Genomic DNA, 26,532 nt, shown 5'->3' with positions numbered 1-26,532 from the left:
GGTCACACTCGCGGTTTGGATCGCGGCGGCCGCCATCCCGGCCGGAACAACGGCCGCGAGTGGAATTTTCCCTTAGCGGACTGGGATGGTCTTTCACCTTGCTCAGCCGGTCAATCTGTAACTCGCAAATTCGAAAATCCGTCACCCCTTGCAGGGGTTTTTGATTGTCCGTTGCTGAATTCCCGGAGTTCGCTGCGCTCACGCCGGGCTCTACTCTTTCGCGCCCCCGGCGCTCCCATCGGAGACTACGCATCGAAGGCGGCGCTTCGTTGCCTTGCCTAAATCTCGATGGACGGCCGAGTTGATGCGACGCGCCTTAGTCCCGAAGGGACGGCGGAATAAAGCCCGGAGTGGAGCGAAGCGAAACTCCGGGATCTCGTTTCAACGAAACCAGCCCCGGGAACGGGCGGCGGATCAAGGCCTTTGTTTTGGCGCGTCGCGTCGCAAAGCGGCACCAGAAGAGGCAATACATTCGGCCGCGGCTAGACAATCGCAGAATCCAACTTTGCCTTCGCCAGCAGAATCGCGCGGCGGAGAGCGCGATCCACCAGGGAATCAATCGGCCAGGATGGTGAAATCCTTGTTCTGCTTCCGCACGACCGGCTCATCCGTAACGATGATCGTCGCGCCGGGCTTCAACGCTTCGTAAACTTTCGCGGCGAACTCCGGCGAGATTCGCACGCGTTTGGCGACCCCGGCGAAATCGCCACCGCTCGACACACTCATCCAATTCCGGCCGGGACTTCCCGGAACGAAAACGCTTTCCTTCGCGGTCACCCCTTCAAGCATGGTGAAGACGTGGCTGCCAAGCCGCCCTTTCACCTCGATCGCGGCGCGCCCGATCGGCTCGCCGTTGCGATAGACATAGACCGTCCGGCCCGCCGCGCTCACCATCATCGTGATGGGACCGCTTGTGCTCCGCTCCGGTTCCCATTGGTATTCGCCTTTCGCCAGCGACTTGAGCATCTCAGGCTTGAAGTCCGTCGGGGCCAGCAACAGCCCGGGGTTCGCGGCGAAACGCGGCTGCGTCTTGGCGTCGCCGATAATCACCGTGCCGCCGTTCCCGGTGATGGAAAAGAGCAGCGTGGAGAAATCATACGGCATCCGGACGCAGCCGTGGCTGGCCGGATAACCAGGCAAGTTGCCTGAGTGCATGGCAATACCGCTCCAGGTCAGGCGCTGCATATTCGGCATGGGAGCGTCGTCGTATTTCTTCGACCGATGGGTCTGCTTCTTTTCCAGAATCGTAAAGACGCCAGTCGGGGTGTCGTGCCCCTTGGATCCCGTGCTGACTGACGAGCGCCCCACCAGGATGCCGTTGCGATAAACGTGCATCTGTTGCAGCGGTATGCTCACCAGGACAACGACCGGGCCGGAGGGCGAGACCTTTGGACTCCACCAGTATTCCCCAGGTTTGAGCGGGCCGGTTGCTTTCCCGGTGGGTGTGCCTTTGGTGTGGAACGACGGCTGCGGCATCGCCTGAGCTAATGTTGTCTGCGCGGTCAGCGTGGCGAGGGTGATGGCGGCGGCGGCAGTGATCAATTTTGAGTTCATTTTAGTGGCTTGGAAGAACCGTGGCGCCCGCGCTGGGAAAATCGGGACGATTTCATTTAAGCTTATTTTCCAGCGGGTCGGTTCCCTTGAAATCACCGCCCAGGGCCAGGAACAGGTTCACGCGTTCGCGCAGACGGGAAGCGCGGACCTTGGTGTATTCGATTTTGGCCGCAAGGTTTTCGCCGCCGAGGCGCAGGATGGTAAACATGTCGGCCTGGCCTTCCTCGAGTTGTTTGCGGCCGTAGGTCACGCCTTCGGCGCTGGCAGAAACCATATCGCTGAGCGCGGCTTCGCGCTGGCGCAGGTAATACTCGCCGGCGAGAGCGTTCTCCACATCCTGGAACGCACGCAACGCTGTGCCGATGTAACTATGCATGGCGGCCTTTTGTTCGGCGGTGCGGATGTCCTGGATGGCTTTGAGTTCGCCGCCGAAGAAGATCGGCTGGGTGATGCCGCCGGCGAGGCTCCAGACCAGGGCATCGATCGATCCGACCCCATCGAGTTGCGCGGTTCCGAGACCGCCAGTGGCGCCAAGCACAATCCTCGGTAGCCGCGCCGTTTTCGCTTCGTGGACCCGGTGAAAAGCAGCTGCGAAACGGCGCTCGGACGCGATGAGATCCGGACGCCTTTCCAGGATTTGGGCGGGCAGTCCGGCAGGCACGCTTCTCGGCAGGGCGGGAAAGGAACGGCGTGCTTGAAACCTGCCCGCAGGATAATGGCTGGTGACGACTTCGATGGCGCGGATGGTTTGCGCCCGCGCTTGCTGCGCGATGACCAGTGCATCCTGGGCGCCCGCGGTGCGGGACCTGATTTGTGACATATCGAAGTCGCTGGCGAAGCCCTGGGATTTCTTCACGCCGGTGAGTCTTGTGTATTCGTTGTAGAGCTCGAGCGATTCCTGGGCGTTTGCCTCCTGTTGCGCTGCTTCGATCGCCGAGAAGTAAGCTCGCGCTACCGCCGCGGCGAGCGATTGCCGGGCAAATTCGTAGTCGGCTTCAAGCGCGAGACTTTCTGCCCAGGCCGCTGCTTTTTTTGCCCGGATCCGTCCCCAGACGTCAGCCTCCCAGGAAGCGCCGGCGGCAAGGCCATAGACCCAACGCTGCGATGAGGATTCGACGCTCGAATCGATGTTGCTGCCGCCGGGATTTTCCGTGCCCGGGGGGCCGAGATCCGGGGGATTAATGCCGCGGCTCAGATCGCCACTGAGATCCTGACCCTGGCGCGAACCGAGTCCCTTCATGGCGATGCGCGGATAAAGCGAGGAGGCCGCCACGCGAACGGCATAACGCGACGCTTCTACTCGCGCGGCGGCCGCCGCGAGATCGGGATTCCGCTCGATGGCGTCCTGCACCAGAGCCGTAAGCTCCGGATCCCCGAAAGTGCGAACCCAATTAGGAATGACGGGGCCGCGCCGATGCGGACCGGCCCACGAGCCGGGGAGTTGTTGGCGCACCGATTCGGGCGCGATGTTGGCGCCAAACGGTGGGATGGGCAGAGAGCAACCCGTCAGCGCAAGGCATGCAACTGTGCCGAAGATGGCGCGCAGATTCATGTCCGGTGGAAGTTAGTGAAGCTTAAAGACGAACCAGTCCATCTTCGTCGAGACGCGCACGAAGACTTTGCGGATGATGTGGAGAAGCTTGCCATGTTCGGTGTAGATCGCTCCGGCTCCCACCGCGCCGGCGGCGAGGAAGATCTCTCTGTCTTTCGGTTCGACCAGAAGCCGGACCGCGATGCGGTCGTCGGCCAGGCCAAGTGCCGCGGTGGTTCCCACCCAACCGCTGATGGGCATTTGGCCCTGCGCCGTGGCCCACATGATGGAGTCCACCTTGCACTTGATGATCCGGTCCGGGTAGGTCTTGACGAAGATCTCCGCCTCGTTGCCCGGTTCGACATACCGCAGCTCGTTCTGGTGATAAAAAGCAAGAATCCAGGGATCATCCTCCTGGATGAAGCTCATCACCGCATTAGACGCGACCGTCGTCGCGCGGACGCCGGGCCGGAGCGCGAGATTCGTTACGCGACCGTTGGCCGGCGCGAGATGGACGCAACCTTCGAGATCGTATTTCGCATTGATCAGGTCTGCTTCCGACTTGCTAATCTGCGCTTTGGCCTGCGATTCCGTGGCGTCGGCGGCGAGGAATTCGCTTTCGAGATTTCCGAGATCGCTTTGGGCCTGCTCAAGGTCGGCTCGTTTCCCGGCGCCGGTGGTAGCGAGCTGGGTGAATTGCTCGACGCGCTTTTTCGCAAGCTCAATCCGCGGAGTTAAGGAGGCCTTCTTGTTCGTGGCGTTGTTGAGTGAATCCTTCGCGCCCTGCAAGGTAGCCGCGGCTGCTTTCTCAGCCGCTTCGTAAGGCACCGGGTCGATTTTAAAAAGGACATCGCCTTTCTTGATCGGCCGGTTTGGTTCAATCGGAACCTCGGTCACCTGCCCGCTTACGCGCGGAACGACGGGGATGGTGTAATTCATCGCCCGGACATCGTGCGACGAGGGCGCCACGATGTTCATGATGAGGATGATGACGGTCAGCGCGAAGATCGGAATCGTGACGACGATGACCTGGCTGGTGATGTTCCAGGGGAGCCACTTCTTCTTGATGAAGATGAACCAGACGATCACCGAATAGATGATCAGGAGGATGATTTCCATTAGGCGTGCCCTCCTTTGTGATGTTCACCTTCGACCACGTGCTGAGCTCCGTCCCCGTCGTGGTGAGCGAGCGATTCATCGACATCGGTACCGTAAGCCAGCTTGTGGAGGACAGGTTTGCTGTAGGCCCAGAGCCAGGCGATGGGCCAGAGAAGACCGCCAAAGACAAGAGAGAGCAGACAGAGGCATTGAATCGCGCGCGTCTGGGGATGCAGCTTTTTATGGGCGATTTTTTCCGGCAGGATGTGGACTAGCCAGAAGATCACGATGCCGATGAGCGGCGCGATGATAATGACAACCCACGCGATGCCATTCGCGATGGAGTCGAGCGTTTCGCCGTGGAAAAGAGAGGCCTGCGCCGAGTTCGGCAGCAACGCCATCCCCAGAAGAATGAGCAGGCGCGATCGTGGTGTCTTCATGTTCAATACCCAGGCAGGCGTTGGAGAGTGGTGGCGAAGGCCGCTACGAAATTTGTATGAGCGCTTAATGGGTCTTTTGCGGGACGCTCGAGGAGCGAGTTTGGTCGGGGTCTGGCTCCTTGAGATCATCCGGAAAACAAGTCGCCTAACGAGACACGGCGGCTGGAGTTAGCACGAGCTTGTCCACGTTATATGAGGCCGTATAGGAGTAGGTTTCACCGGGCCGGACATTCAAAGTTCCGTGCCAGTCGCCGCGGGCACGATTGGGAGACGCGACGATCAGGTGGCGGCCTGGGGTGAGATATCTTTCGAAGCCGCTGTTCCGCCGAACGGTTCCCGCGGGCTTGCCATCGATGTAAATCGCGACGGACACGTTGTGGCCCAGCGCGACCGAGCGCTTGATAATTAGCCGCCCGCCTTGGGCGGCACTCATGGTGTTGGCCGGGATCCGGCTGGCGCAGCCGAAGAAAACGAGGGCGCACATTGCCAGGCGCAGGGCCCGAACGGAAAAGATCGCGAACATATTTTCCTTTTTTAGATCAATCACGAGATTCGATTTTTTGATTTCCAGTCAGAGTGACAGTCCACATTTCCGGCATCTACTGGACCAAAGTGCGATACTCCGAGGGTGGATCGCTTTGAACGCCGGAATGGCGCGCCGGGTTTAGTTGGAAAAATCTAACCGCGGATGACACGGATGGCGCGGATGTGGATTAAAGATGATGAACCCAGGTTCCCGCCTTCTCCCATCCGTGAAATCCGCGTAATCCGCGGTTCTCCCACGTCTGCCGTTTGAGCAGCGCGGCCTATAACTTCGAGCGCTGTCCGTCACCCCTTGCCAGGGGTTCGACAAACGCCACGCATCGGTTCCCGGAGTTTCGCTCCGCTCCACACCGGGCTTTGATCCCCTGCCCCTTCGGGGCTGGCCGCGGAACAGCTGCGAACCTGTGTTGGGTTCCTTGACGGATGAGATCCATCCCGGAGCGCCGGAAGGCAGCGTCGGAATTAAAGCCGGGAGTGGAGCGAAGCGGAACTCCCGGTGGATTTTGGGGAACAATTAAGCCCCTGAAATGGGGCGACGGAATGCATTGGTTCCAGGAGTCCTCCGCGGCTCAGGCCGCCAGCGCTTCGTGAACCATTTGGACCAGAGTTTCGTCGTCGAACGGTTTTGCGAGGAAACCAAATGCGCCTGCCTCCAGGGCGGTTTGACGTACCGCCGGATCGTCCCGGCCACTCATGAAAATGATGCGGGTCTGTGGCGACGCTTTGCGCAGCTCCTCCTGCACTTCCAATCCATTCATGTCCGGCATCCAGACGTCGAGAATGGCGACCGGGCACCGAGTCTCATTGATGGACCCAAGAAAGACAGTCGGATCGGTAAATTTTTTCGCCTTGAGGCCCTCGCACTTCAGCAGGCGTTCCAGCGCTCTCAGCATCGAGAGGTCGTCGTCGAGGAGGCAAATGCAAGACGAGCCGTTTGCGGACGAACCGTTTGAGGATGCCCTGGCCAGAGGTTCAGGACGATGAGCTAAAGCCCTCATGGTGTGGTTGGATAGAGGATGAGGTTCGCAAGAAAAGGCGAAGGAGAACACTGGACTTTAGTCTCATCCTTTTCCCGTCCTCTGCTTACGAATCGTATTTGACCAGTCCTGCGGATGCCGCGGAGATTATTCTGTTCGTTTCGCCTTCGGTGGCCCTCGGCAGGCAAATCGTGAAGAGCGCGCCGCCCGTAGCCAGGGTCTTCCCGGAAAGCGTTCCATCATGGGCTTCGATAATGCTGCGCGCAATCGCCAGGCCCATGCCGGTCCCTTCCGTTTTTGTCGAAAAGAAAGGCTCGAACAATTTATCGACGATCCCCGGTGGAAAGCCCGGTCCCGAGTCCTGGACGCTCACGCAAATATGATCGTCGCCCAGCGGTTCCACCTGGATGACAACGCGCCGGGCCTCGGGGCGGATAACGCTCAGGGCGTCGAACGCGTTCAAGGTCAGGTTAAGCAACACCTGCAAGAGCTGAACGCGATTGCCCATCACCTGGCCGCTGTTTTCCGCAATCCTCGTGACCAGGTTTATCTGCCGGGCCAGCGCGTCGGCCCGGACGATCCGGACGAGATCCCGGATGATCTCGTTAGGCCGGATCGGCGAATACGAGGTCTCGCTCTTGCGCACCATGTTCCGGATACCCTCGATGACCTCGCGAGCGCGATGACCGTCCGCCACGATGTCCGCCAGCAATTCCCGCAATTCTTCCGGGCCGAGGGTGTTCCGCGCGAGCATCCGCTGCCCGGCACTGGCGTTCGCGACCATGGCTCCGAGCGGGTTGTTCACTTCATGGGCGAGAGAGGCCGCCAGCTCCCCCATCAGGGCCATCCGGCCCACTCGCGCCAGTTCCGTGCTTTGCACATGAAGATCCAGTTCCGCCTGCCGACGCTCCGTGATATCGGCGCAAGCGCCGATGTAACCGAGGAAGTTTCCCTGCGCGTCAGAACGCGGGACTCCCTCATCCGTGAGCCAGCGGTATTCCCCATCGTGACGCCGGAGCCGGTATTGCATGATAAAGGGCTCCCGCCTATCGAAGGCTGTTTCATAGGTCGCCAGGCAGGTACTCAAATCCTCCGGGTGCACACCGTCCGCCCAGCCATTACCCAGCTCTTGCTCCATCGGCCGACCGGTGAAGTCCAGCCACACCTTGTTGAAAAACGTGCAAAGCTTATCTGGACCGGCCATCCACATGAGCACCGGAGCGGTATCCGCCATATTGCGGAAACGCGCCTCGCTTTCACTGAGCGAACGTTCCGCGCGCCGCCGCCGGAAGAGATTTGCGAGCAAAGCGGAGATCAGCACCGCCTGCGCAATACAGATCGAAGCGCCGAGGACAATCCATCCGCGGTACTGTTGCCAGGCCGTAGGAGAGCGAAACAGGACTGCGCTTCCCTGCGGGAGTTTTTTCTCATCGATTCGCCAGCGCTGTAACTCGCGCCAGTCGTACCGGGGCGCCAGGCGCTCGACCAGGACAGGCTCAAGGCTCGACGCGGGCTCTCCATCGAGGATGCGGATTGCCATGGCCGCAGCCTCTCTTCCGATGCGGTCGCCTTGATAGAGGCGGCCGCCCAGGATGCCGAGCCCCAGTTGGTGCTCGAAAATGCTGTTAATCGGGGCATTCGCCACCGCATGCAAGCGTTGCAAGGCCTCGTCGGCATTATGCGTCACCCCCGCGGCGTCGCGAAGCAGGAGAAGGAGAAAGATAAAGGAATCAGGCGGCAGGCTTTTTGCCTTTTCCACCATTTGATCGAACGGCAGGTCGTCTAAGTAGATGAAGTTAATGCGCTCGGACCACGGCGCGGTCGTCTTCTTGAACATCTCCTTCCAACGTTGCTCGAGCGGGGTAGCTCCGATTACCACTGCAATGTTTTTTGTCCGGGGCGCGACAGTGAGCATGTCCTCGAGCAAACCCGGGATATCGAAAACCTGCCCGATGTAGGCGGCGTTCTTATCGAGTGCTCCGGCAGGCAGCAACCGGCGGTCCAGCGACGTGTAAAGGATCGGTGTTTCTGGAAAAAGCCGTTCCCGATACTGGGCCACGAAGATCCCCGCGGGCGACCCGATTGGCACCACGAGATCGGGCTTCCACTTGCGCTGCCGCTGTTCGAGGTATTCGACAATCGCTTCCTGCATTTCAGGATCGGAATACCGTGCCATGTCCAGGGAAACCTCATCGAGATCAACGCGCTGGCCCAACTTCTGGACCAGCTCGGTCTCGAAAGCGACGGCGTGAACGCTGAACGGCGGCGCGGCGCTGCCAAACGAATGAACAACCAGCACGCGCTTGGCCTGCTCGCCTTCCGCCGCCGCGGCAGGCAGCGTGAGCAGCGCCGCAAAAATACACCCGGCCACCCCGGTTAGAGAACCGAGTCGCATCAGCCGGCGGATCAAGCGTGGATCGTCTTCATTCATCCCGGGGTGCCCCTTCACCGCTCATGCTTTGGAAAGGCAGACTAACAAGGCACAGCCTTAAACCAAGCTGAGAATCGGTGGATCAACGGGCAGCCGCTTGATTTGCTTACGCGGTCAGGGCATCAACCGGGACCCCGAGCCATTTGGCCGCCTTGGCGCGATCCGTAAAAAGCGAAACCTGGAGCGGCGAATGATCCGTCAACATGGCGTGCAGCTTGGCATAATGCGCCGTGGCCCGGCTCGTAACATAGAAAGCAGATTTCACCGGCGGTTTCGGAGTGGCCGAGAGACGCCGGAAAAGGGCGACATGAAAAACGAATTTGAAGTTCAGGTCGACCATGTCCAGCGCCGATAGATCGGTAAAGCGGTTTAACGGTTTGGTAGTCCGCCTTTCGACCGTCTCGATAAAACCAATAATGTCATTGACCTTGGCTTCATCCAAAACGCCGCGCGGTTTCCAAACGAGAAGAAGCAATTCTTTTCGGAACAGCACCTGTTCAGGGAGTTTCATACGTCAGCACTAAGCCGCCTCGGGAACCCCCGAATGGCCGGACGTCCCGCCCGTATTCTCCGGACCGGGCCAGGCCCATTGCTATTGGACTTTAGTCCCACCCGGCGCGGCGGGAGGATGGCGCCGGCGAGGCCGCTTCGATTTTCTAATCGTTGAGCACTTCGGCTGCGATTGGAATGGTCGTAATGACACCAACCGCCACCAACGTCCACCCGATCGCCCGTCTCTGCTCGGGCGCGAGCTTATCGCTCAGGAGCAGTCCGATTCCCGCACCTAACATCACCCGGGTCACCGCGATCAGGCCCACTTCCGGCAGGGTTACAGCGTGCTTCTTCATACCGAATTCTAATTCGCCTGCGGATGTTGTCCAAATCGCGAACCGTTCCCGATCCGTTACGGGGGCTACCGCTTTGAATCCCCGCGATCGCCCTCCCCGCTACCGGGGACGAACATCGCTCCCAGGACGCGGCTGTAGTTGTAAATTTGGAAACCATTTTCCCGCGCGAACTCGCGCACCAGCGGTTCGCGTTGTTCATCATCAACAGATGGCCAAACACGCTGAAGTTCGTCAGGACGCACAAAACATCGTTTCTCGATTTCGAGAGTCGATCGGATCCGCTGGACGAGTGCCTGCACGAGGGTGGCGCGATTTTGCCCGATCACGAAATGCCGTCAATAGGGATTATCCTGATTGTGCGGCCATCAATCCCGACCAGCGCCCGGCTCCAGGAGCTGCGGGCCCGCAGAATTCTCAAGAAACCGAGCCGGCCCGGAGAACTGCTGGCCGCGGTGCGCCGGGTACAGACAGGCCACTAAACGCGACCATCCCTAAACGAGCACGAGCACGAGCACGAGCACGAGGAGGAATTAACGTAGCTCGTCAGTACCAGATGCCGCTCGGTCCCCAGCCGTACCACATGCGGGCCGAGGCGCGTTCCATCTCCATGGCCATGTAGTAATCCTGCCGCATCTTTTGCGCGACGGCGAGGTCGCGGTAGCGCGAGTACTCCGCTTCGCGACCGACATAAGCGACGCCTTCCTTTTCGTCCTTGAAAACATAGAAGACTTTTCCGTCCACGGTGGCGCGTTGCATGTGCCTGTCTGTGAGCGAGGCGTAAATCTCCTTCCGCTTCGGTGTGTCCGGCGTTCGAACGTGAAAGCCAGCCTGGAGGAGAAGCGATTTCGTGTTGGCGGTTTCCATACTGGCGCAGCCTGCCAGCCCGATGAGGGCGCCGGCCAAAACAGGCAGAGCGGCGAAGAGGAATGCACTCTTTGTTTTCATGATAAGGGTTCCTTCGATCGAGTCGTGAAACGTGGGTTTCACTGTTGTTAGGCAACAAGGGTTTCTTAACCGAGCTTTCCCGGCAATTGGACTTTGGGGCAATGAGCCTAAGGCCCTGGAGCAGCCGTCGCCATGGAGCCGGCGCGCCTTCGTGTCCGCCAGTCGGACGGACTCGTCCCGTGGCGAGCCGGGGGGATTTGTCGTCTCGCCACCGTCGAACCACGCACAGCAATCTTGACGGCTTTAAGCCGTCAAGATTCGGAGTGCGTCGGCCAGATTGCTTTGGAGCCGGCACGCCATCGTGCCGGAGGGTTAGGCGAGGCTCCACCTTGTTGCATCAGCTATTCTTCCTTCCGACGGCTCGCCGCGGCGAGCCGTCCTTCCAACCGTTATCATTCCGCTGCTTCCGCAAGGGCGTGCTGGACGGCGGCCAGGAATTGCTCGTCGTCGAAGGGCTTGATGAAAAAAGCGACTGGGCCGATCGCCATGGCCGTGGCGCGAGCGGCGAGGTCGTCGCGGGCCGTGACCACAATCACGCGCGGGCGTGGCGTGAGCGCGCACATCCGGGCGAGAATTTCCAGACCGGTCACCCCTTCCATCCAAATATCTGTCACCACCAGGGAGACAGAGTGGACGGCGCTGTAGGCCAGGAACTCGGCAGGTTTGTTGAAGGCGCGCACCGCGATTCCGTCCGAGGCAAGCAAAAATTTCATCGAGCGAAGGACGGAGGGATCGTCATCGACCAGGCAAACTTCGGCCGGGGGGTTCATGCGGCCTGGCTTCTTGAATCGCCACGCGTGGCCGGCAGATGGAAGGAGAAACAAGCCCCGCGATCCGGTGCATTTTCCGCAGTAATTTTGCCGCCATGGGTTTCGACAATGGAACGGACAATGGTCAATCCCATCCCCATGCCGGTTTGCTTGGTGGAAAAGAAATGGTCGAAGACTTTTTCCGGGCGATCCTTTGGCAAACCGGCGCCGAAATCGCGCACACTCACTTGCGCGGCTTCGCCGTTGAGCGAGCGAGTGGTGACAATGATGCGCCGTTCCGTAGGCGGGAGCGCTTCGACGGCATCGAGCGCGTTCATGATCAGGTTGAGCAGCACCTGTTGAATCTGGACTGGCGCCGCTTCCACCTGCGGCAACTGATGGTCCATCTCGGTCGTGACCACGCTTTCTCGCAATACGATATCCGAACTGACCAGTCGGAGAGTATCCGCGATGATGGCGTTGAGGTTGAGCACGCTCCGGGTGAGATTCGTGTCTTTCCGCACGAGCGTTCGAATCCCGCGAATCACTTCCGCAGCGCGCTGGCTGTCGGCCGAAACGTCCTGGAGCAATTCCTGAAACAAATCGCGATCGAAGTTCCCGCGCTCGAGAAAGCGCCGCGCGGCCGAGGCGTTATTGGCTATGGCGGTGAGCGGCTGGTTCAATTCGTGCGCGACCGAAGCGGTCATTTCCCCCATCAACGCCACCCGGTTTAAATGCGACATCTCTTCGCGCTGGATTTGCAACTGAAGATCGGCCTGCTTTTGCGCGCTGATATCGATCGTTACCCCGAGGAGTTCCAGGAGATTCCCCTGTTCGTCCGCCAAACAGCGCCCGCGCACGATGACCCAGCGCGTTCTGCCATAGGGCAGAAGAAGACGGTGCTCCGACTCGAAAACTCCGAGGGTGGAACAGGCGCGATCGAAAGCCGCATGCACCGCGGCGCGTTCGTCGGGATGCACGCGCGCGCAAATCAAATCGCGGTTCAACGGTTGTTTGGAATCAAATCCGTAAATGGCGCGCCCTTTGTCGCTCATCCAGGCGGTGCGCTGTTCCGGATAGATGACCCAAAAGGCCAGGTCCGCCGATTCCGCGGCGAGATTGATGCGCGCCTCGCGCTCTCGCAATGTTTCCTGGGCCCGCTGTCGCTCAATGGCGATGCCCGCGATGTGAGTCGCAATTTGGGTCAGGCGCAGCTCCTCCGGATCTGGGCCGCGCTTCTCTTCGCGATACATCGCAAACGAGCCCAGGACCTCCCCCTGAGGGGAAAGAATGGGGGTCGACCAGCAGGCGCGTAGCCCGCAAATCTCAGCCAGGTTCCGATAATCGGCCCAGAGCGGATCGGTCAGGACATCTTTGACGACAACCGGCTTACGCAGGTACATGGCCGTTCCGCAGGAGCCGTTGCGCGGGCCGATCGGCGCGCCATCGACGCCTTTCACATACGCCTCCGGCAGACTCGGCGCCGCGCCGTGATGGACATGTTTCCCATCGCGGCCCAGGAGCAGAATAGAACAGCGCAATCCGTCGGCTTGCGCTTCCATGAGCAGAACCAGGCTGGTGAGAACTTCCGGAAGGGTGGCGTTGGCCGCAATCATTTCCAACACACGGCTCTGATCGAAGAGGAAGAACTCTTCCTTTTTGATGTCCGTGATGTCGCGGCAAACTATCACCCCGCCCGCCAGCTCACCATCGGAACCCCGAAGCGGACGGCCGTTGACCCGTATCCACAGTCCGTTGGGCAATTTCGCGTGCCGGACGAAAATCTCGACATTGTTTACTTCTTCGCCCCGGATCGATCGGGCGAGAGGCAATTGTTCCGGCGGAAAAGGCGTGATCCTGTCCGGCAGGTAGAGGCCGTACTCACGCGACCATTCGTTCGCGGCAATCTGGGCGGCGCCCCGCCCAAACATTCGTGCGGCCTCCGGATTGAAAACGAGGAAATTCCCGTTGCGGTCCGCGACGATGACGCCGTCACCCATGCTGGAGAGAATGGAGCGAAGAATTTCGTTCGTACCCGAGAGTTTCTCTTCCGCCCGTTTCCGCTCCATGACCAGGTCCAATTGGGCCGCGATCGCGGAAATGACGGTGACCAGCCGTTTGTCTTCGGTCCGGGCCTCGCGCACGAAGAACTCGATGACGGCGATGACCTCTTCACCCGAGAGAATGGGAATGCCGACAGCGGCCTTCAGTCCCACTTTCGCTGCCGGCGTGTTCCGGGGAAAATTCCCGTCCAGGGTAACGTCTTCTATCCATGCGGGCTGTTTCGATTGCCAGACGCGCCCGGGCAGACCAGCGCCCGGGAGGAAATGGGAATTTTCGGAAGCCGCTCGAAATCGCGTCAGATTAGCTTCGCCGCAAAACCAGACCGCCCCGCAGTCCAAATGGGTCCTCTCCTGATTCGGCACCCAGGCCTGCCCGAGGATCCAGCCCGTTTTCTCGCAAACCCGGCGAAGCACGACTTCCAGGGCGGAAGAGAGATCGCTGGCCGCCGCAACTTCGAGCGTGATCGTCTGGAGGAGGCTGAGCTGCTCTTCACGAGATGGCTGCATCTCCACCCCCCGTTGTGTCTTGTTTCCCGTGTTCAGGTTCGGTTCGCGTCGCCAGGGCGCGGTGGACAGCGGAGAGGAATTCTTCGTCGTCGAAAGGCTTGATAAAAAAAGCGAACGCGCCGAAATCCATGGCGGTCTTTTGCGCGCCGGGGTCCTTGCGCCCAGTCATCACGATCACCCGGGTGCCCGGCGAAATGCGGGAAAGTTTCGACTGTACTTCCAAGCCCGTCATCCCCTCCATCCAGATATCAAGGATCACGAGGGCGACAGGATTTGCTTCCACATGGGCCAGAAATTCGCTCGGCTTCCGGAAAGAACGCACGGCCAATCCATCAGAGACCAGCAAGCGCCCGACCGCGTTGAGAATGGCGACATCGTCATCGACCAGGAAGACAATCTCCGCCGCAGCCGTTTCTCCGGACATCATGCATATACCACGTCATCCCATTGGTTTGCGGGAGGCGTCGCAACGCGCAGATTAATCGTTTCGCTTCGGCTGGGTATTGGACTTTGGTCCTATGCCGACGGCGGCGGGCAAAACCCCGGCGGTCTGGGAAAACCGGACCAGATCGGGAACCGAGGTGAGTCCAAGCTTCTGCATCACCCGGCCGCGATGAACCTTGATGGTTTTCTCGGCGGTGTTGAGCTCGTCGGCGATCTGTTTGTTCAAGAGGCCCACGATGACGAAGCGCAGCACTTCAAATTCGCGCGGCGTCAGTTTGTCAATCATGTCGCGCGCCGCCCGCCGCTCAGCGCGCTGGCGCAGAGCCTCCTTCGCCCGGAAAAACGCTCGCGCGACCGCTTCGATGAGTTCCACGTCGTCAAACGGCTTCAGGAGAAAATCGACTGCGCCATTTTTCATGGCCTGCCGGCAGGTCGGCACATGGGCGTGCCCGGTAATGAAAACGATCTGCTCCCAGGCCCCGTGGGATTCGAGCGCCTGCTGCAAATCCAGGCCGTTCAGGCCCGGCATCCGGACGTCGAGCACCAGGCAGATCGGGCCGGAAAATGTTTCCCGTGCCAGGTAATCTTCGGCCGAAGCGAACATTTCCGTGGCGTAACCGGCGGACTTGAACAAGCGCCGTAAACCGCGACGAACCGATTGGTCGTCGTCCACTACGCAGACAAGCTCCGGGGCCGCGCTCATTGGGGGGATTGCATTTTAGTAATTTCTGGGGTCATAGGCAAGCGAAAGCAAAACCGGGCGCCCCCTTCTACGTTTTCGGCCCTCAGTTCGCCGCCGTGCCCTTCCACGATCGAGCGGACAATGGTTAACCCCATTCCCATTCCATCGGGTTTGGTGGAAAAGAAATGGGAGAAGATCTTGTCCGGATCTTCCTTCGGAAGACCGATTCCGTGATCGCGGACACTGACCTGGACAAATCCATCGTCCGCGGCGGTGGCGATCAGGATCCGGCGTTGCGGAACAGACGTGTGCTGCATCGCCTCGAGGGAATTGACAATCAGATTCAGCAAGACCTGGTGAAGGAGAACCGGATCGGCCGAAACCGGCGCGAGGCCGGGCGCCAGATCGGTCTTCACCGTGGTGGAGCGGCCGAGCAGGTCGGAATGCAATAGCCGCAGCACCTCAAGAATAACCTCGTTGAGATCTACCGGTCGCCGGTGCTCCTCCCCTTTCCGCACCAGGCGATGAATGCTGTGAATGATCTGGCCCGCCCGCCGCGCATCCGCAAAAACGTCGCCCAGCAATTCCTCGAACATCGGCACATCGATCTCGGACGACCCACGCGCAATGAACCGCTTCCCTGCAGCGGCGTTGCTGGCGATGGCGGTGAGCGGTTGGTTCAGCTCGTGGGCAAGTGACGCGGTCAGTTCTCCCATCAAAGCCACCCGGCTGAGGCGCGCCATCTCTTCGCGCTGAAGCCGCAGGTCCAGGTCCGCTCTTGTTTGCGCGGTCACGTCGAAAGCGATCCCAATGAGTTCGCTGATTTGCCCGCGCTCGTTTCTCAGATAGCGCCCCCGCGCGATGTGCCAGCGCGTTTCACCATCAGGCAGGAGCAGCCGATATTCCGCTTCGTAGGACAAAGTTGAGTTTCGCGCTCGCTCCATGGTTTCACTAACCTTGATCCGATCCTCGGGATGGACCCGGGAGAGGAAGAGCTCGCGCGAGAGTGGTTCCCCGGGTCCCAGAACGTAGAGAGCACGGCCGTTTTCACTGATCCATGATTCTCCTCGATCAAAGTCTATGGTCCAGAGGGCAACGTTGGCGGATTCGGCGGCGAGACTGATTCGCTCTTCGCGTTCGCGCAACGCTTTGACCCCGCTGTCCCGTTCTTCAATCAGCGCCGCGAGAAACAACAGAGGGAGCGACATGAAAATGAGAAAAAGCTGGACCGAGAGAGCATTTTCTTCGGCCGAGTTGTCGGAAAACGGTCCCCGCCCGTGGGCCCCACCCCAGATCGCCAGGAAAGTAACTACCGCGATCGCGGCGGTTGCGCCTCTGGCTTTGAAACGGACCGCCGCCCAAAGCAGACAGGGCATCGGCAGGTAAAGAAAGGCCGGGTCCGCACCCGCAGTTAGTTTATTGAATAGAATGAGACAGATGGCGAAGAGCGTGAGCAAGAGCGCTGCGCCCTCGATCCATCGTGCGGGCGAAATCTTTTTCCAGCGGCTAAAGTCCAGCGTCCCCGCGCTGATAATCAGAGGCGCAATGGTAAGGGCCGCCAGGACATTGGAAGTAAATCGAATGCGCCAAAGTTCCCAGTAACCGCTGTCCCCCCACTGATTCAGTTTTACAAACGCAGCATCGAGGAACGAGGAAAGGAATGGGCTGACGAGGACGCCGAAGAAGCAGAAAATCGCGACGTTTCCCATCCGATCGAACCGGATGGGCCGAGGCAGGAAGGCGCGGACCGAAGCAGCCCCGATCAACGCTTCTACACAATTGCTGAGAAACCAGCACAGAATCATGCGCGGGGGAACGTTGCTTTGCACTTGGACGAGCCAGTGAGCGGGCAACGCCGCCAGCAGGAGGATCCACCACGTCCGGCGCGGCGTCAGCAACAGTGCCGCCAGCAGGATTGAATTAGGCGGCCAAAGGACCGAGATCGGGTGCGGCTGGAAGGTGAGCGCAAAACCAATTTTCGCGCCAAAATAATAGCCGGCAAAAACGAGGGCCGCGGCCGTGATCACCCGGCTCAATTCCGCCGGGGCTGGCGCCACAGAAGGCGCTTTGCCGGTGGCGACCACGGTCTCGCGATTGATTTCCATAGCCTCCCTCATTACGCCCAGAGCGAAGGAGCAAGGATACCCACTTCATTCCCGATGGGAAATCAATCTACGTAAATCGCGGGGGCTCTTCGGCCCGGTTCCCGCTTTACCGCGGGGTCTCGTAAGGCGGCTCGTCGGTCGCAATCGGCGTAGTTTGGGCGGGCGGATTAATCAGATTGAAAACGATGGCCGCGAAAATCGCAGCGCCGAAATCCGCCACCAGGTAAATCCAAATGTTGCTCCAACTCGAGATCCCGAGCACCGAGATTCCCACGGCAACGGCGGGATTGAAGGCGCCGCCGGAAATGTCGCCGACCGCAAAGGCGCCGGTCATCACCGTCAGTCCGATGGCGAGCCCGTAAAAGGAATTGCCCGAAGTCCCCTCCGCGGTGGCAGCGTTCAACACCACGTAAACAAGCGCGAAGGTGAAAAGAAATTCCGCCAGCAAAGCCGGCCCAACGTGGGGCGCTATCGGGACGACGGCAACTCCGGCCCGCAGACACTTGCTCACCACCAGGGCCGCTACCGCAGCACCGGCCACCTGGGCAATGATGTAGGGAATGACGTCCGCTACCATCACCTTGCCGCGGATCAGGACGCCCAGCGTCACCGCCGGATTATAATGGCCGCCGGAAATGTGGCCCCCGGCATACACCATCACCATGAGTGCCGCTCCGATGGCCAGCGGCGCGATCACACTCGCCCCGGCGCCGATCACCGTGCAACCGATCGTCAAAACCAGGAAGAAAGTTCCGATGAATTCCGCGATGTACTTGTTCATGCCAGAAAGTGTTACGCGAAAATGCGTCGCGGAAGCAAGCGTGTCGTCGAAATGCCCGGCCGGCTACTTCCCCTCCTCCGGCGCATATTTTCGGAGCGCCGATTTCGTGCCGTCGCCATAAATGACCTGGACAGAGGCGAATTGGGTTTCAGTTGGGACCACCACGCATTGATCGACTGAAGCCACGTCGTCGATCGTCATCATCTTGTCGGTCGGTTTGAATTGGAAGGTCTGGTCGAGGGCATCGCTCCCGAGGGAGTACCGGATTTCTTTAATGGCGGGGCGATACATCAGGAGAATTGTGAAACAAAGACGCCGGGGCGGGCCCGGAAGAAAGAGCAGCCACGCCGGTTTGTCGGCATTGAGAGCGGTCTTCGCCACGTTGAGTCGCGCGGTCACCGTCGAAAACTTGAATGGATACGGCCCGTTGCTTTTCTCCGTTCGATCCAGGTATTTCACCTCGATCGCGTGTTCGCCGGGCGCGAGATTTTTCAAATGAACCCGGGAGTCGATCATGTCCGTTCCGGTTTGCGGGTTCTTGTTCTGGAGAAATCCCGTGGATTTAAAGTCACCCTGGCCATCGAGCCTGTAGAAGATTTCCTTCGCTCTCGAATCGGCGAGCTGAAGAATGACATCCCAACCGTCACGCGCTTCCTGGACCATGAAGGTGACCGGATTTTCGAGGACATTCTCCGGGAGGCTGGAAAGCTTTGCCCAGCGCGCGTCCGCGGTCTCGATCCATTTTTGGGCCTCCTTCTTATCGAGGAAATAGCGGAGAAATTTACCGCCGGCCTGGGCGTCACGGTACTTCTGGAGCCATTCTTTTTCCGCGCGCTGATCCGCCAGCGTCTGTTCGCCGCGGCGCCCCTCGGAGTATTCCTGACTAATCAGCCACGGGAGCGGGCCGAACTCGGGATGGCTTTGCGCGAGCGCCTCCAGCTTTTTCACGCGAGCGTCGGCGTCTTCCAGCATGGCGAGCGCCGTGTCGTAGGAGACCGTGCGGGGCGTCAATTTGGCAAAATACCGCATCGCTTCGAGAGCCCCTGCCTTGCCGTCCGCCATCTTCAACATGGCGGAGTAACTCAGCCACGGATCGAGCGCTTCCAGATTGGCCGACAAATACTCAGCGTATTCCTTGCGGGCGGATGAGAAATTCCCGCTCAGCTCGTGGATCCGGGCGTTGTGATAATGCTCTTCAGGCGTCTTCGCGTTTGCGATGACACCGCCGTTCGACGCGAGCGCATCGAACCGGTCCGCGATTTTTTCCAGCGTTTGCTGGCTTTTATCGATCTTCGTGGACACCTTGCTCTGCCCAAAGACCAGCCAGATAACAAGAAGCGCCACAAAACCGATCAGGGCCGCGATCCCCCAGGCCCAACGCCGCGCACCTTTCCGTAATTCCGTGAGATCGTCGCGGAGTTTGAGGACACCCGCCTCCAGCGCTTCGCGGGTCTTGAGCGGATGGAAAAGATGCGAGTCAACCTTGAGCGCACCTCGGTAGGCCGCCTGGAGCTGGCGCTGCTCCTCCGGCTCCGGCTCGTGCGGATCGATCGGGAAATCTTCGTCCATGAAAAGGTACCAAACCTTGGTTCCTTTTTTCCGGGCGTAGAGTGCCTCGTATTGGGTGTAGCTGACCCGGCCGAAATCCGGATCCGGTGACGTCGGCTCGGCGCCATAACATTGACCGACGAGCTGCACCACGCCTTTGCTCTGGTCGATTTTGTCCCGCAACATCTGTCGCAGATCCCCCGTTTCCGTACCGAAAATGTCCTGCCAGATCGGTTCGTAGCCAAGGAAGGTCAGGGTATTGGAAACGAGCTGGCGGGCACTGCGTAACTCCTTGCTGACGGCGGAAACAAAAATTGTTGGTCGAGGGCCCACGGACAGGATCACCTATCGGGTTGTTCGCAGGCTGACAAGCATTGATCGTCTGGACGACTGGTGGTTTCGAAATCGCCGCCGAGGCTGCCGCCCGAAATTCCTGCATGAAAATTGTTTTTCGAATTGCCTCCCTCGGCCAGGTGGATTAGGGACGCAGGCATGAATGTTGCCCTTATGCGGACCAGAGTTGCGATTCTATCTGCGATCTCTGTTTTCCTGGCCGCCTGTTCCGGTGGTCCGCCTCCGCCACCTCCGCCGCAGGATCCGGCTCAAGCGAAAGCGGAAATGAACGCGCGTGAAGACTTCGCTCGAAATCTTCCCAAACCTCCCGAACGCTAAATGGATCCTATGAAATTCGCACTCATCCTCGCCTCGATTTGTTGCGCCCTGCTGCTCGGCGGATGCGCAGACAATTCCTTAATGACCGACGAAGAATACGCGGCGGCCCGAGGTCCCGCGCCTCACCAGCCCGACCCGACCTACCATCTGCCTCAGACTCCCAATCGACCGAGCGGATATTAATCAGGCATTTCGTCGAACGCGGTCATGGCGCGGAAGAGGTCGTAACGGGCGCGGATCTCTTCCGTCGTCAGGGTGCGCATTCGTTCCAGGCTGAACTCCTCGACATTGAAGCTGGCCAGGACGCTTCCGTAAATGACCGCGCGGCGGAGATGCGCGAAGTCCGGCGTCGTATCCTTGCTGGCAAGGTAGCCGGCCATCCCCCCGGCAAACGTGTCTCCAGCTCCCGTCGGGTCGTGAATGTCCTCGAGCGGATAGGCGCCGCAGCTGAAGAATTCGTTTTCACCGAAAAGGAGGGCGCCGTGCTCCCCTTTTTTGATGGCGACGTATTTCGGACCCGACTTCAGAATCTTGCGGCCCGCCTTGATCAGGCTGGTCTCCTTGGTCAGCTCGCGCGCTTCGCTGTCGTTCAAAATCAGGAGATCGACCCGCTTCAGCAACGCGTCCAGGTCGCCCCGCGCGGTTTCAATCCAGAGGTCCATCGTGTCCGCTACGATGAAGCGCGGGCGTTTCATCTGGTCGAGGACGTGCGCCTGCAGCGCGGGAGCGATGTTGGCCAGCAAAACAAACTCGGTCTGGCGATACGATTCGGGCAGGGCCGGGCGAAAATGCTCGAACACATTCAATGCAATCGAGCGGGTTTCGCGCGTGTTCATGTCCCAGGCGTACTCGCCCGACCATCGGAACGTTTTCCCGGCCACGCGTTGCACCCCGGCCGCGTCGATTCGGCGCGATTTCCAAAACTCAAACTCCGAGGCCGGAAAATCGTCTCCCACGATGCCGACCAGTTTGACCGGAGAAAAAAAGCTCGCGCCCAGCGCGGCATAGGAGGCCGATCCGCCGAGCAGGTCGGCGTGTTCTTCGACCGGAGTTTTGACGGTGTCGAGACCAATGGAACCAACGATGAGAACGGACATGGTTTATTTTCGATTTGCGATTTGCGATTTGCGATTGAGGAGCGCTTTGGCGGTGCGGGCATAGGCAACGATATTTTCGGCTCGAAGCAAGCCCGAGACGATCACGACACGACGCGCGCCCGCCGCCAAGACCTCCGGCAAATTCTCCAGCTTGATGCCGCCGATGCAGAAAATCGGGAGCGGCAGTTCATGAACCTTTTGAATTTCCTCCAAACCGATCGGCTGATAATCAGGCTTCGTCGGCGTGGAAAAGATAGGGCCGAAGCCGATGTAATCCGCGCCTTCGTAGAAAGCGCGGATGGCCTGGTCGAGACTGTGAGTCGATTTTCCGACCACGCAATTGGGCCCAACCACGTTTCGCACTTCCGCGATGGGAAGATCATCCTGGCCGACGTGCACGCCATCCGCCTCGGTCGCTCGCGCGATCTCGGGATGATCGTTAATGATCAAGGCTATGCCCAACTCTCGCGTCACCGAGCGGAGGCCGGCCGCTATTTTGGAAATTTCGCCCGGCGTCTCTTTTTTGGCGCGAAGCTGAATCAGATCGACGCCGCCCTCGATCATTTGCCGGGCAACTAGTTCCGCATCCGTCGCCTCCACATACCCTGAATCGAGAATGCCATAGAGCCGGCAGCGGCTAAGATCGGCGGGACTCAAGGGCAGGACTATTCGTGCAATCGCGTCGGGGTCGGCTTCAACTGGAAGTTGTCCGAGTTCATGACGCGTTCCACGAAACCGGTGTCGTAGGTGCCGTTCTGAAATTCGGCGTTGCGCATAATGGCGCTGTGGAATGGCACCGTAGTTTTGATCCCGGTGATGTAATATTCGTCCAGGGCCCGCCGCATGCGCGCGATCGCCGAAGCGCGCGTCGCGCCGACGGTGATCAGCTTGGCGATCATCGAATCGTAATAAGGCGGCACGACGTAGCCGGTGTAGGCATGGGAATCGATTCTTACGCCGCGTCCGCCGGGCGCATAATAAAACGCAATCCGGCCCGGGGAGGGTTGGAAGTTTCGTTCCGGGTCTTCGGCGTTGATGCGACACTGGATGGCATGAAGCCGCGGCTCCGCGTGGGCCACATGACGCGAAAGCCTTTCGCCCGCGGCGACCAGGATTTGTTCCTTAACCAGGTCGCACCCGTAAACTTCCTCGGTGATCGTGTGCTCGACCTGGATGCGAGTGTTCATCTCAATGAAATAATAATGGCCGTCGTTATCGACCAGGAATTCCAGGGTCCCGGCATTCTGGTAACCGACTGATTCCGCCAGTTTGACCGCCGCATGGCCCATTTTTTTGCGAAGCCCGGGCGGAATCAATGGCGATGGACATTCCTCGATCACCTTTTGGTTGCGGCGCTGAATCGAACAATCGCGTTCGCCCAGATGAACGGTGTGCCCATGCTGGTCCGCCATGATTTGAAACTCAATGTGATGCGGATTGATGATGAGCTTTTCGATGTAAACCGCGCCATTCCCGAAAGCTTTTTCCGCTTCGGTCCGCGCCGCGTGAAAGGCGGGGATGAGGCTCGCTTCGTTATGGGCCGCCCGCATTCCTCGTCCACCTCCACCCGCCACGGCCTTGATCATGAGCGGATAACCAATCCTGCGCCCGATCTTCAACGCCTCCTCCTCGGTCTCGACTATCCCGTCGCTGCCCGGCGTAACGGAGACTCCCGCTTTGCGGGCACAGGCGCGCGCGGAATTCTTGTCGCCCATCGCGTGCATCGCGCTGGCGGGCGGCCCGATGAACTTGATCTTGCAGCTTTCGCAGACCTCCGCGAAGTGCGCATTTTCCGCCAGAAAACCGTAGCCGGGATGAATCGCATCGACGTCGCCGACTTCGGCCGCGCTCATGATTCGATCGATCTTCAGATAGCTCTCGGAGCTGGGGGGCGCGCCGATGCAGATGGCTTCGTCGGCCAGTTGGACATGGAGCGAATCGACGTCGGCCTCGGAATAGACGGCGAGGGTCCGGATGCCGAGCTCTTTGCAGGCCCTGATAATGCGGAGCGCGATTTCACCCCGGTTCGCGATTAGAATTTTCTCGAACATCTTGTAGGGCAAGCGCTTCGCTTGCCGGGTCAGTGCGAGGTGGCAGGCGATGCGCCTGCCCTACAAAAAACGATTCGTGCGACGATCATTTCACCCGGAACAGGACCTGGCCGAATTGGACCGGCTTGCCGTTCTCGGCCACCACCTCGGCGACCACCCCTTTTACTTCCGCTTTGATTTCGTTCATGACTTTCATCGCCTCGATAATGCAGACGACGGATTCTTCGGTGACCTCTTTGCCCACGTCGGTAAAGGCAGGCGATTCCGGCGAACCGGCCCGGTAAAACGTGCCTACCATGGGCGAGAGGATGTCCTTGAGCGCTCCGCCCGTTTGAGCTTCCGGCGCCGGGGCTGGAGCCAGCGGCGCAGCCGCAGGTGCCGGCGCCGCCAAGGGGGCCGGAGGAGCAGCCGCGGCCGCCGAATAGAGGGTCTGTTCCGCGCCCTTCTGCAATTTGAGCTTAAACCCGTCCTTCTCCATTTCGAAGACCGACAAGTCGTTCTTCCTCATCAGGTCGATGACGGCTTTGATGTCTTTGAGTTCCAAGTGCGTTGGCTCCGTGGTCGAGGCTGGGCGTTTAGGTAACGCGGTTTCTTCCGGCCGGTCAAGTAAAGGAATCAGCCACCTCTCCCCCAGTCGTGCTCGTCCTCGTCCTTCGTGCTCGTCCTCGATTCTTTTGTGAATCCCGGCTTTCGAGGACGAAGGACGAGAACGAGGACGCGGATGACTAGGAAGCGGAATCGCCCACGACCCGGCCGTCGCGCATCTCCACCCGGCGACTGGCGGCGCGGGCGACTTCGTTGCTGTGGGTGACCACGATAAGCGTCGTCATCGCTTCCCGTCCGATCTTCTCCAGAAGCTCCATGACCGATGCCGCGGATTGCGAGTCGAGATTACCCGTAGGTTCGTCCGCGATCAGGAGCGATGGGCGATGCACCAGGGCGCGGGCAATCGCCGTCCGCTGTTGTTCGCCCCCGCTGAGTTGATGAACGAAATGCTCCGACCGCTCCCCCAGCCCGACCAATTCGATCAATTCCGCGGCTCGCTCGTCGATTTCCCGCGGGGAGACCCCCTGCAAAAGCAGGGGAAAAGAGATGTTCTCCCGAACATTCATGGTCGGCAGAAGGTTGAAGAACTGAAAGACGAGGCCGACTTGGCGGCGCCGGAATTGGGTTAGGGCCGCATCGTCCGCCGTGTGCAGAGCGAGGTCATCGACAAAAATCTCACCGGCCGTTGGATGATCGAGTCCGGCCAGAAGGTGAATGAGCGTGCTCTTGCCACAACCGCTGGGGCCACGGACGGCCACGAACTCGCGGCGCGCAATCTCGAGCGAGACGCCGCCAAGAGCGTGCACCGTGCGCTCGCCGGTCTTATATTCGCGCGTGACATTCCGGAGCGAGATCAAGGGAGCTTTATCCGCCACGGACGCCGCCGGTGCAAACCAGGCGAGCGACTTCTCGATCGTGGCCGAGCACGAGGATTTTGTCGTAGTGGAGAAGCCGCCGTTTCTACTGGTCCATCCCACGAAGCCTGGCAACGTGCGCACGCTCTGGGGCGAACTGAAACAGCTTCTGGCCTTTGAAATCGCCAATGGCGGACAGGTCTCCATCGTGAACCGCCTGGACCGGGAAACCAGCGGGCTTGTCCTGGTGGCGAAGAACGCGAACGCAGCCCGGCGCTTCGGTCTCCTGATGCAGCAACAACGGATCGCCAAAGAATATCGGGCGATTATCTGGGGCTGGCCCGGCTGGGAAACGACCACCGTGGACGCGCCCCTGGCGCGGCAAGGCGCGCATGGGCCGTCCGCAATCTGGCTTAAACAGGCGATTCACCCGGCGGGCGTTCCTGCCCGGACGGAGTTTCGCGTCGAAACCCGATTCGCCGGCGAGGGTGGCGAACGTTTCGCGATCATCCGCGCTTTTCCCAAAACCGGCCGGACTCACCAGATTCGGGTGCACGCCGCGTCGCTGGGTCATCCCCTGGTGGGAGACAAAATTTATGGACCCGACGAAAAGCTTTATCTGGAATTCATCAAGACAGGCTGGACGCCGAAATTGCAGGGGCAACTCCTGCTGCCCCGCCACGCACTTCACTCGGCCGCTTTGCAGATCGATGCCCAGGAACGATGGACCAGCGATCTTCCGCCCGACCTGGCCGCCTTTGTTCGCCCTGACTTTTGACGGCGCGTTCGAGAAAATTGCAATTGGACCCAGTCGCCCTATCGTTCCCGCTCTTTCATGAAAAGTTTCCGAATTGCATTTCTCGCTCTCTTGCTGGGCTCGCTGGCGCCGCTGGCCTGTGCGGGGACGGATCGCATTTCCACCCACTTCACGAGTGGGACGGTGGAAGCGCCGAGCTTTGAAGTTGCGGCCGAAACCGCTTACATGCTGGGCATCATCGGGAACCCCAACAGCTACGAAGTGGCCGCGCAGTTCTTCACCGCCCGATGGCGCTGGGGAGTGGTCGAACGCGACAGCTGGCTCCAGGGTTACAACCAGGTCTACGCCCTCTTCATGGTCGAGCCGCTCCTCCGCGGACCGGAGAATTTCTATTACGGCATCTCGGTCGGGCTCCGTTACAACTTCGCCAAGCCGGGGGCGCGTTTTGTTCCCTACGTCTCGGGAGGGATCGGGCTCGGCTGGCTCGACAGCCACTCGGAAATCTTCGGCGCGCAGGGGCAGGACTTCACCTTCAACATCCTCACGGCCACCGGCGTTTCCTACAAGGTGAACGACCATTTCAAACTGAATGCCGGAATCCTTTACCAGCATTATTCCAACGGCGGCCAGACCGATCCGAACCCGAGCGTGAATCTTCTCGGGCCCCAGGTCGGTGTTACCTACGTCTTCTAGTGGCTGCTCCCGAGGAAAACGTCCTGGTTATTCGCCGGAGCCTGTTCGATGAGCTGGGCAGCTTTCACGGCCTCAATTTCAAGCCGGACAAATATCTCCGGTCGCTGCTCTCTCGCGGGAACAATTTCTTCCTCCCTCGCGCCCAGGCGGAGAACGATCCGGCGCACAAGCAGATCATTCCTTACGCCGTGATCGCGCATGGCGATACGGTGTTGCATTACGTCCGGGGAAAAAAAGCGGGCGAACAACGCCTTGTGGCTAAGGGATCGATCGGGATCGGCGGCCACATGAACGATACGGACGAATCCCTTTTCGCGTGGGATGAAAATGCCTACCGCGCTGGAGTCGAGCGTGAGGTAAACGAAGAGATCAAAATCGAATCGCCGTTTGAAGATCGAATCGTGGCGCTCCTGAACGACGACACCACCGAAGTCGGCCGGGTCCATTTGGGGATCGTCCACGTTTTCCGGTTGGCCGAGCCGAAAGTGCAGAAACGCGAAGCCATGATCACCAATCTCGCTTTTTTGACGAAGAACGATTTGCTGGCCCGCCGGCAAAACCTCGAGACGTGGTCCCAGCTTTGCGTCGATTCACTGGATCGATTGCTGACCTAGCG

The 26,532-nt window shown here is 59.8% G+C and carries 27 protein-coding genes; 5 read left to right on the top strand and 22 right to left on the bottom strand.

From position 1 onward, the window contains the following. Positions 1–555: 555 nt before the first annotated feature. The 9 genes from VJU77_10405 to VJU77_10365 form a co-directional block, all read right to left on the bottom strand. Positions 556–1,554, bottom strand: coding sequence for a L,D-transpeptidase (locus VJU77_10405; GenBank protein ID HKP03754.1), 999 nt, complete (start codon positions 1,552–1,554; stop codon positions 556–558). A 52-nt stretch (positions 1,555–1,606) separates the two neighbouring features. After that, a complete protein-coding gene (locus VJU77_10400) occupies positions 1,607–3,106 on the bottom strand; it encodes an efflux transporter outer membrane subunit (GenBank protein HKP03753.1) in 1,500 nt (499 codons plus the stop codon). A gap of 12 nt (positions 3,107–3,118) precedes the next feature. Beyond that, positions 3,119–4,204, bottom strand: a complete 1,086-nt coding sequence (locus VJU77_10395; protein HKP03752.1) for a biotin/lipoyl-binding protein — start codon at positions 4,202–4,204, stop codon at positions 3,119–3,121. Further along, complete coding sequence (locus tag VJU77_10390; protein HKP03751.1) at positions 4,204–4,623, bottom strand: DUF3302 domain-containing protein; 420 nt, start codon at positions 4,621–4,623, stop codon at positions 4,204–4,206. The genes VJU77_10395 and VJU77_10390 overlap by 1 nt, the downstream gene beginning before the upstream one ends. Positions 4,624–4,768: 145 nt before the next feature. After that, positions 4,769–5,170, bottom strand: coding sequence for a hypothetical protein (locus VJU77_10385; GenBank protein ID HKP03750.1), 402 nt, complete (start codon positions 5,168–5,170; stop codon positions 4,769–4,771). Between the two features lie 565 nt (positions 5,171–5,735). Continuing rightward, positions 5,736–6,164, bottom strand: coding sequence for a response regulator (locus tag VJU77_10380; protein HKP03749.1), 429 nt, complete (start codon positions 6,162–6,164; stop codon positions 5,736–5,738). A gap of 85 nt (positions 6,165–6,249) precedes the next feature. After that, positions 6,250–8,592: an ATP-binding protein gene (locus VJU77_10375; protein ID HKP03748.1), complete on the bottom strand. Its 2,343-nt coding sequence runs from the start codon at positions 8,590–8,592 to the stop codon at positions 6,250–6,252. Between the two features lie 88 nt (positions 8,593–8,680). Further along, positions 8,681–9,085 (bottom strand): hypothetical protein, encoded by a 405-nt coding sequence (locus tag VJU77_10370; GenBank protein ID HKP03747.1) that lies wholly within the window; start codon positions 9,083–9,085, stop codon positions 8,681–8,683. Between the two features lie 145 nt (positions 9,086–9,230). Continuing rightward, the gene (locus tag VJU77_10365) at positions 9,231–9,422 is read right to left on the bottom strand and encodes a hypothetical protein (protein HKP03746.1); all 192 of its coding nucleotides are present in this window, start codon (positions 9,420–9,422) and stop codon (positions 9,231–9,233) included. A gap of 146 nt (positions 9,423–9,568) precedes the next feature. On the opposite strand from VJU77_10365, the gene VJU77_10360 reads away from it, so the two are divergent. Further along, positions 9,569–9,901 (top strand): hypothetical protein, encoded by a 333-nt coding sequence (locus VJU77_10360; GenBank protein HKP03745.1) that lies wholly within the window; start codon positions 9,569–9,571, stop codon positions 9,899–9,901. 64 nt (positions 9,902–9,965) lie between these two features. Here the strand turns inward: VJU77_10360 and VJU77_10355 are convergent, their stop codons facing one another. From VJU77_10355 to VJU77_10320, 8 genes are all read right to left on the bottom strand, one after another. After that, a complete protein-coding gene (locus VJU77_10355; GenBank protein HKP03744.1) occupies positions 9,966–10,367 on the bottom strand; it encodes a hypothetical protein in 402 nt (133 codons plus the stop codon). A 392-nt stretch (positions 10,368–10,759) separates the two neighbouring features. After that, positions 10,760–11,137 (bottom strand): response regulator, encoded by a 378-nt coding sequence (locus VJU77_10350; protein HKP03743.1) that lies wholly within the window; start codon positions 11,135–11,137, stop codon positions 10,760–10,762. Then, positions 11,134–13,686, bottom strand: a complete 2,553-nt coding sequence (locus tag VJU77_10345; GenBank protein ID HKP03742.1) for a GAF domain-containing protein — start codon at positions 13,684–13,686, stop codon at positions 11,134–11,136. The genes VJU77_10350 and VJU77_10345 overlap by 4 nt, the downstream gene beginning before the upstream one ends. After that, positions 13,670–14,113, bottom strand: a complete 444-nt coding sequence (locus tag VJU77_10340) for a response regulator (protein ID HKP03741.1) — start codon at positions 14,111–14,113, stop codon at positions 13,670–13,672. The genes VJU77_10345 and VJU77_10340 overlap by 17 nt, the downstream gene beginning before the upstream one ends. 51 nt (positions 14,114–14,164) lie before the next feature. Next, complete coding sequence (locus tag VJU77_10335) at positions 14,165–14,833, bottom strand: response regulator (GenBank protein ID HKP03740.1); 669 nt, start codon at positions 14,831–14,833, stop codon at positions 14,165–14,167. Further along, positions 14,830–16,917 (bottom strand): MASE1 domain-containing protein, encoded by a 2,088-nt coding sequence (locus tag VJU77_10330; GenBank protein HKP03739.1) that lies wholly within the window; start codon positions 16,915–16,917, stop codon positions 14,830–14,832. The genes VJU77_10335 and VJU77_10330 overlap by 4 nt, the downstream gene beginning before the upstream one ends. A 106-nt stretch (positions 16,918–17,023) precedes the next feature. Further along, positions 17,024–17,698, bottom strand: coding sequence for an aquaporin (locus VJU77_10325; protein ID HKP03738.1), 675 nt, complete (start codon positions 17,696–17,698; stop codon positions 17,024–17,026). Positions 17,699–17,761: 63 nt separating this feature from the next. Continuing rightward, positions 17,762–19,579: a DUF4062 domain-containing protein gene (locus tag VJU77_10320; protein ID HKP03737.1), complete on the bottom strand. Its 1,818-nt coding sequence runs from the start codon at positions 19,577–19,579 to the stop codon at positions 17,762–17,764. 348 nt (positions 19,580–19,927) lie between these two features. Here VJU77_10320 and VJU77_10315 point away from each other — a divergent pair, with 348 nt between their 5' ends. Further along, the gene (locus tag VJU77_10315) at positions 19,928–20,101 is read left to right on the top strand and encodes a hypothetical protein (GenBank protein HKP03736.1); all 174 of its coding nucleotides are present in this window, start codon (positions 19,928–19,930) and stop codon (positions 20,099–20,101) included. On the opposite strand, the gene VJU77_10310 is transcribed toward VJU77_10315, so the two are convergent. From VJU77_10310 to VJU77_10290, 5 genes are all read right to left on the bottom strand, one after another. Then, positions 20,098–21,015: a PfkB family carbohydrate kinase gene (locus tag VJU77_10310; GenBank protein HKP03735.1), complete on the bottom strand. Its 918-nt coding sequence runs from the start codon at positions 21,013–21,015 to the stop codon at positions 20,098–20,100. The two genes, VJU77_10315 and VJU77_10310, sit on opposite strands and share 4 nt — an antisense overlap. 3 nt (positions 21,016–21,018) lie before the next feature. Then, positions 21,019–21,672: a thiamine phosphate synthase gene (thiE, locus tag VJU77_10305; protein ID HKP03734.1), complete on the bottom strand. Its 654-nt coding sequence runs from the start codon at positions 21,670–21,672 to the stop codon at positions 21,019–21,021. 8 nt (positions 21,673–21,680) lie between these two features. Beyond that, on the bottom strand, positions 21,681–23,066 hold the full coding sequence (gene accC / locus VJU77_10300) for an acetyl-CoA carboxylase biotin carboxylase subunit (GenBank protein HKP03733.1): 1,386 nt from the start codon (positions 23,064–23,066) through the stop codon (positions 21,681–21,683). 85 nt (positions 23,067–23,151) lie between these two features. Continuing rightward, entirely contained in the window at positions 23,152–23,610 is a 459-nt protein-coding gene (gene accB, locus VJU77_10295) for an acetyl-CoA carboxylase biotin carboxyl carrier protein (GenBank protein ID HKP03732.1), read from the bottom strand. A gap of 181 nt (positions 23,611–23,791) precedes the next feature. Further along, on the bottom strand, positions 23,792–24,469 hold the full coding sequence (locus tag VJU77_10290) for an ABC transporter ATP-binding protein (protein ID HKP03731.1): 678 nt from the start codon (positions 24,467–24,469) through the stop codon (positions 23,792–23,794). Here VJU77_10290 and VJU77_10285 point away from each other — a divergent pair. From VJU77_10285 to VJU77_10275, 3 genes are read left to right on the top strand one after another with little or no spacing between them, the layout of a single operon-like run. Further along, on the top strand, positions 24,447–25,244 hold the full coding sequence (locus tag VJU77_10285; GenBank protein ID HKP03730.1) for an RNA pseudouridine synthase: 798 nt from the start codon (positions 24,447–24,449) through the stop codon (positions 25,242–25,244). The genes VJU77_10290 and VJU77_10285 overlap by 23 nt on opposite strands. Positions 25,245–25,301: 57 nt before the next feature. Beyond that, complete coding sequence (locus VJU77_10280; GenBank protein ID HKP03729.1) at positions 25,302–25,916, top strand: acyloxyacyl hydrolase; 615 nt, start codon at positions 25,302–25,304, stop codon at positions 25,914–25,916. Continuing rightward, positions 25,916–26,530, top strand: a complete 615-nt coding sequence (locus VJU77_10275; protein ID HKP03728.1) for a hypothetical protein — start codon at positions 25,916–25,918, stop codon at positions 26,528–26,530. The genes VJU77_10280 and VJU77_10275 overlap by 1 nt, the downstream gene beginning before the upstream one ends. Positions 26,531–26,532 lie beyond the last annotated feature (2 nt).

The sequence above is a fragment of the Chthoniobacterales bacterium genome (assembly GCA_035274845.1).
GTDB lineage: Bacteria > Verrucomicrobiota > Verrucomicrobiia > Chthoniobacterales > UBA10450 > AV80.
Note: the sequence above shows the minus strand (reverse complement) of the source record. Positions and strands in the feature narration are given on the sequence as shown.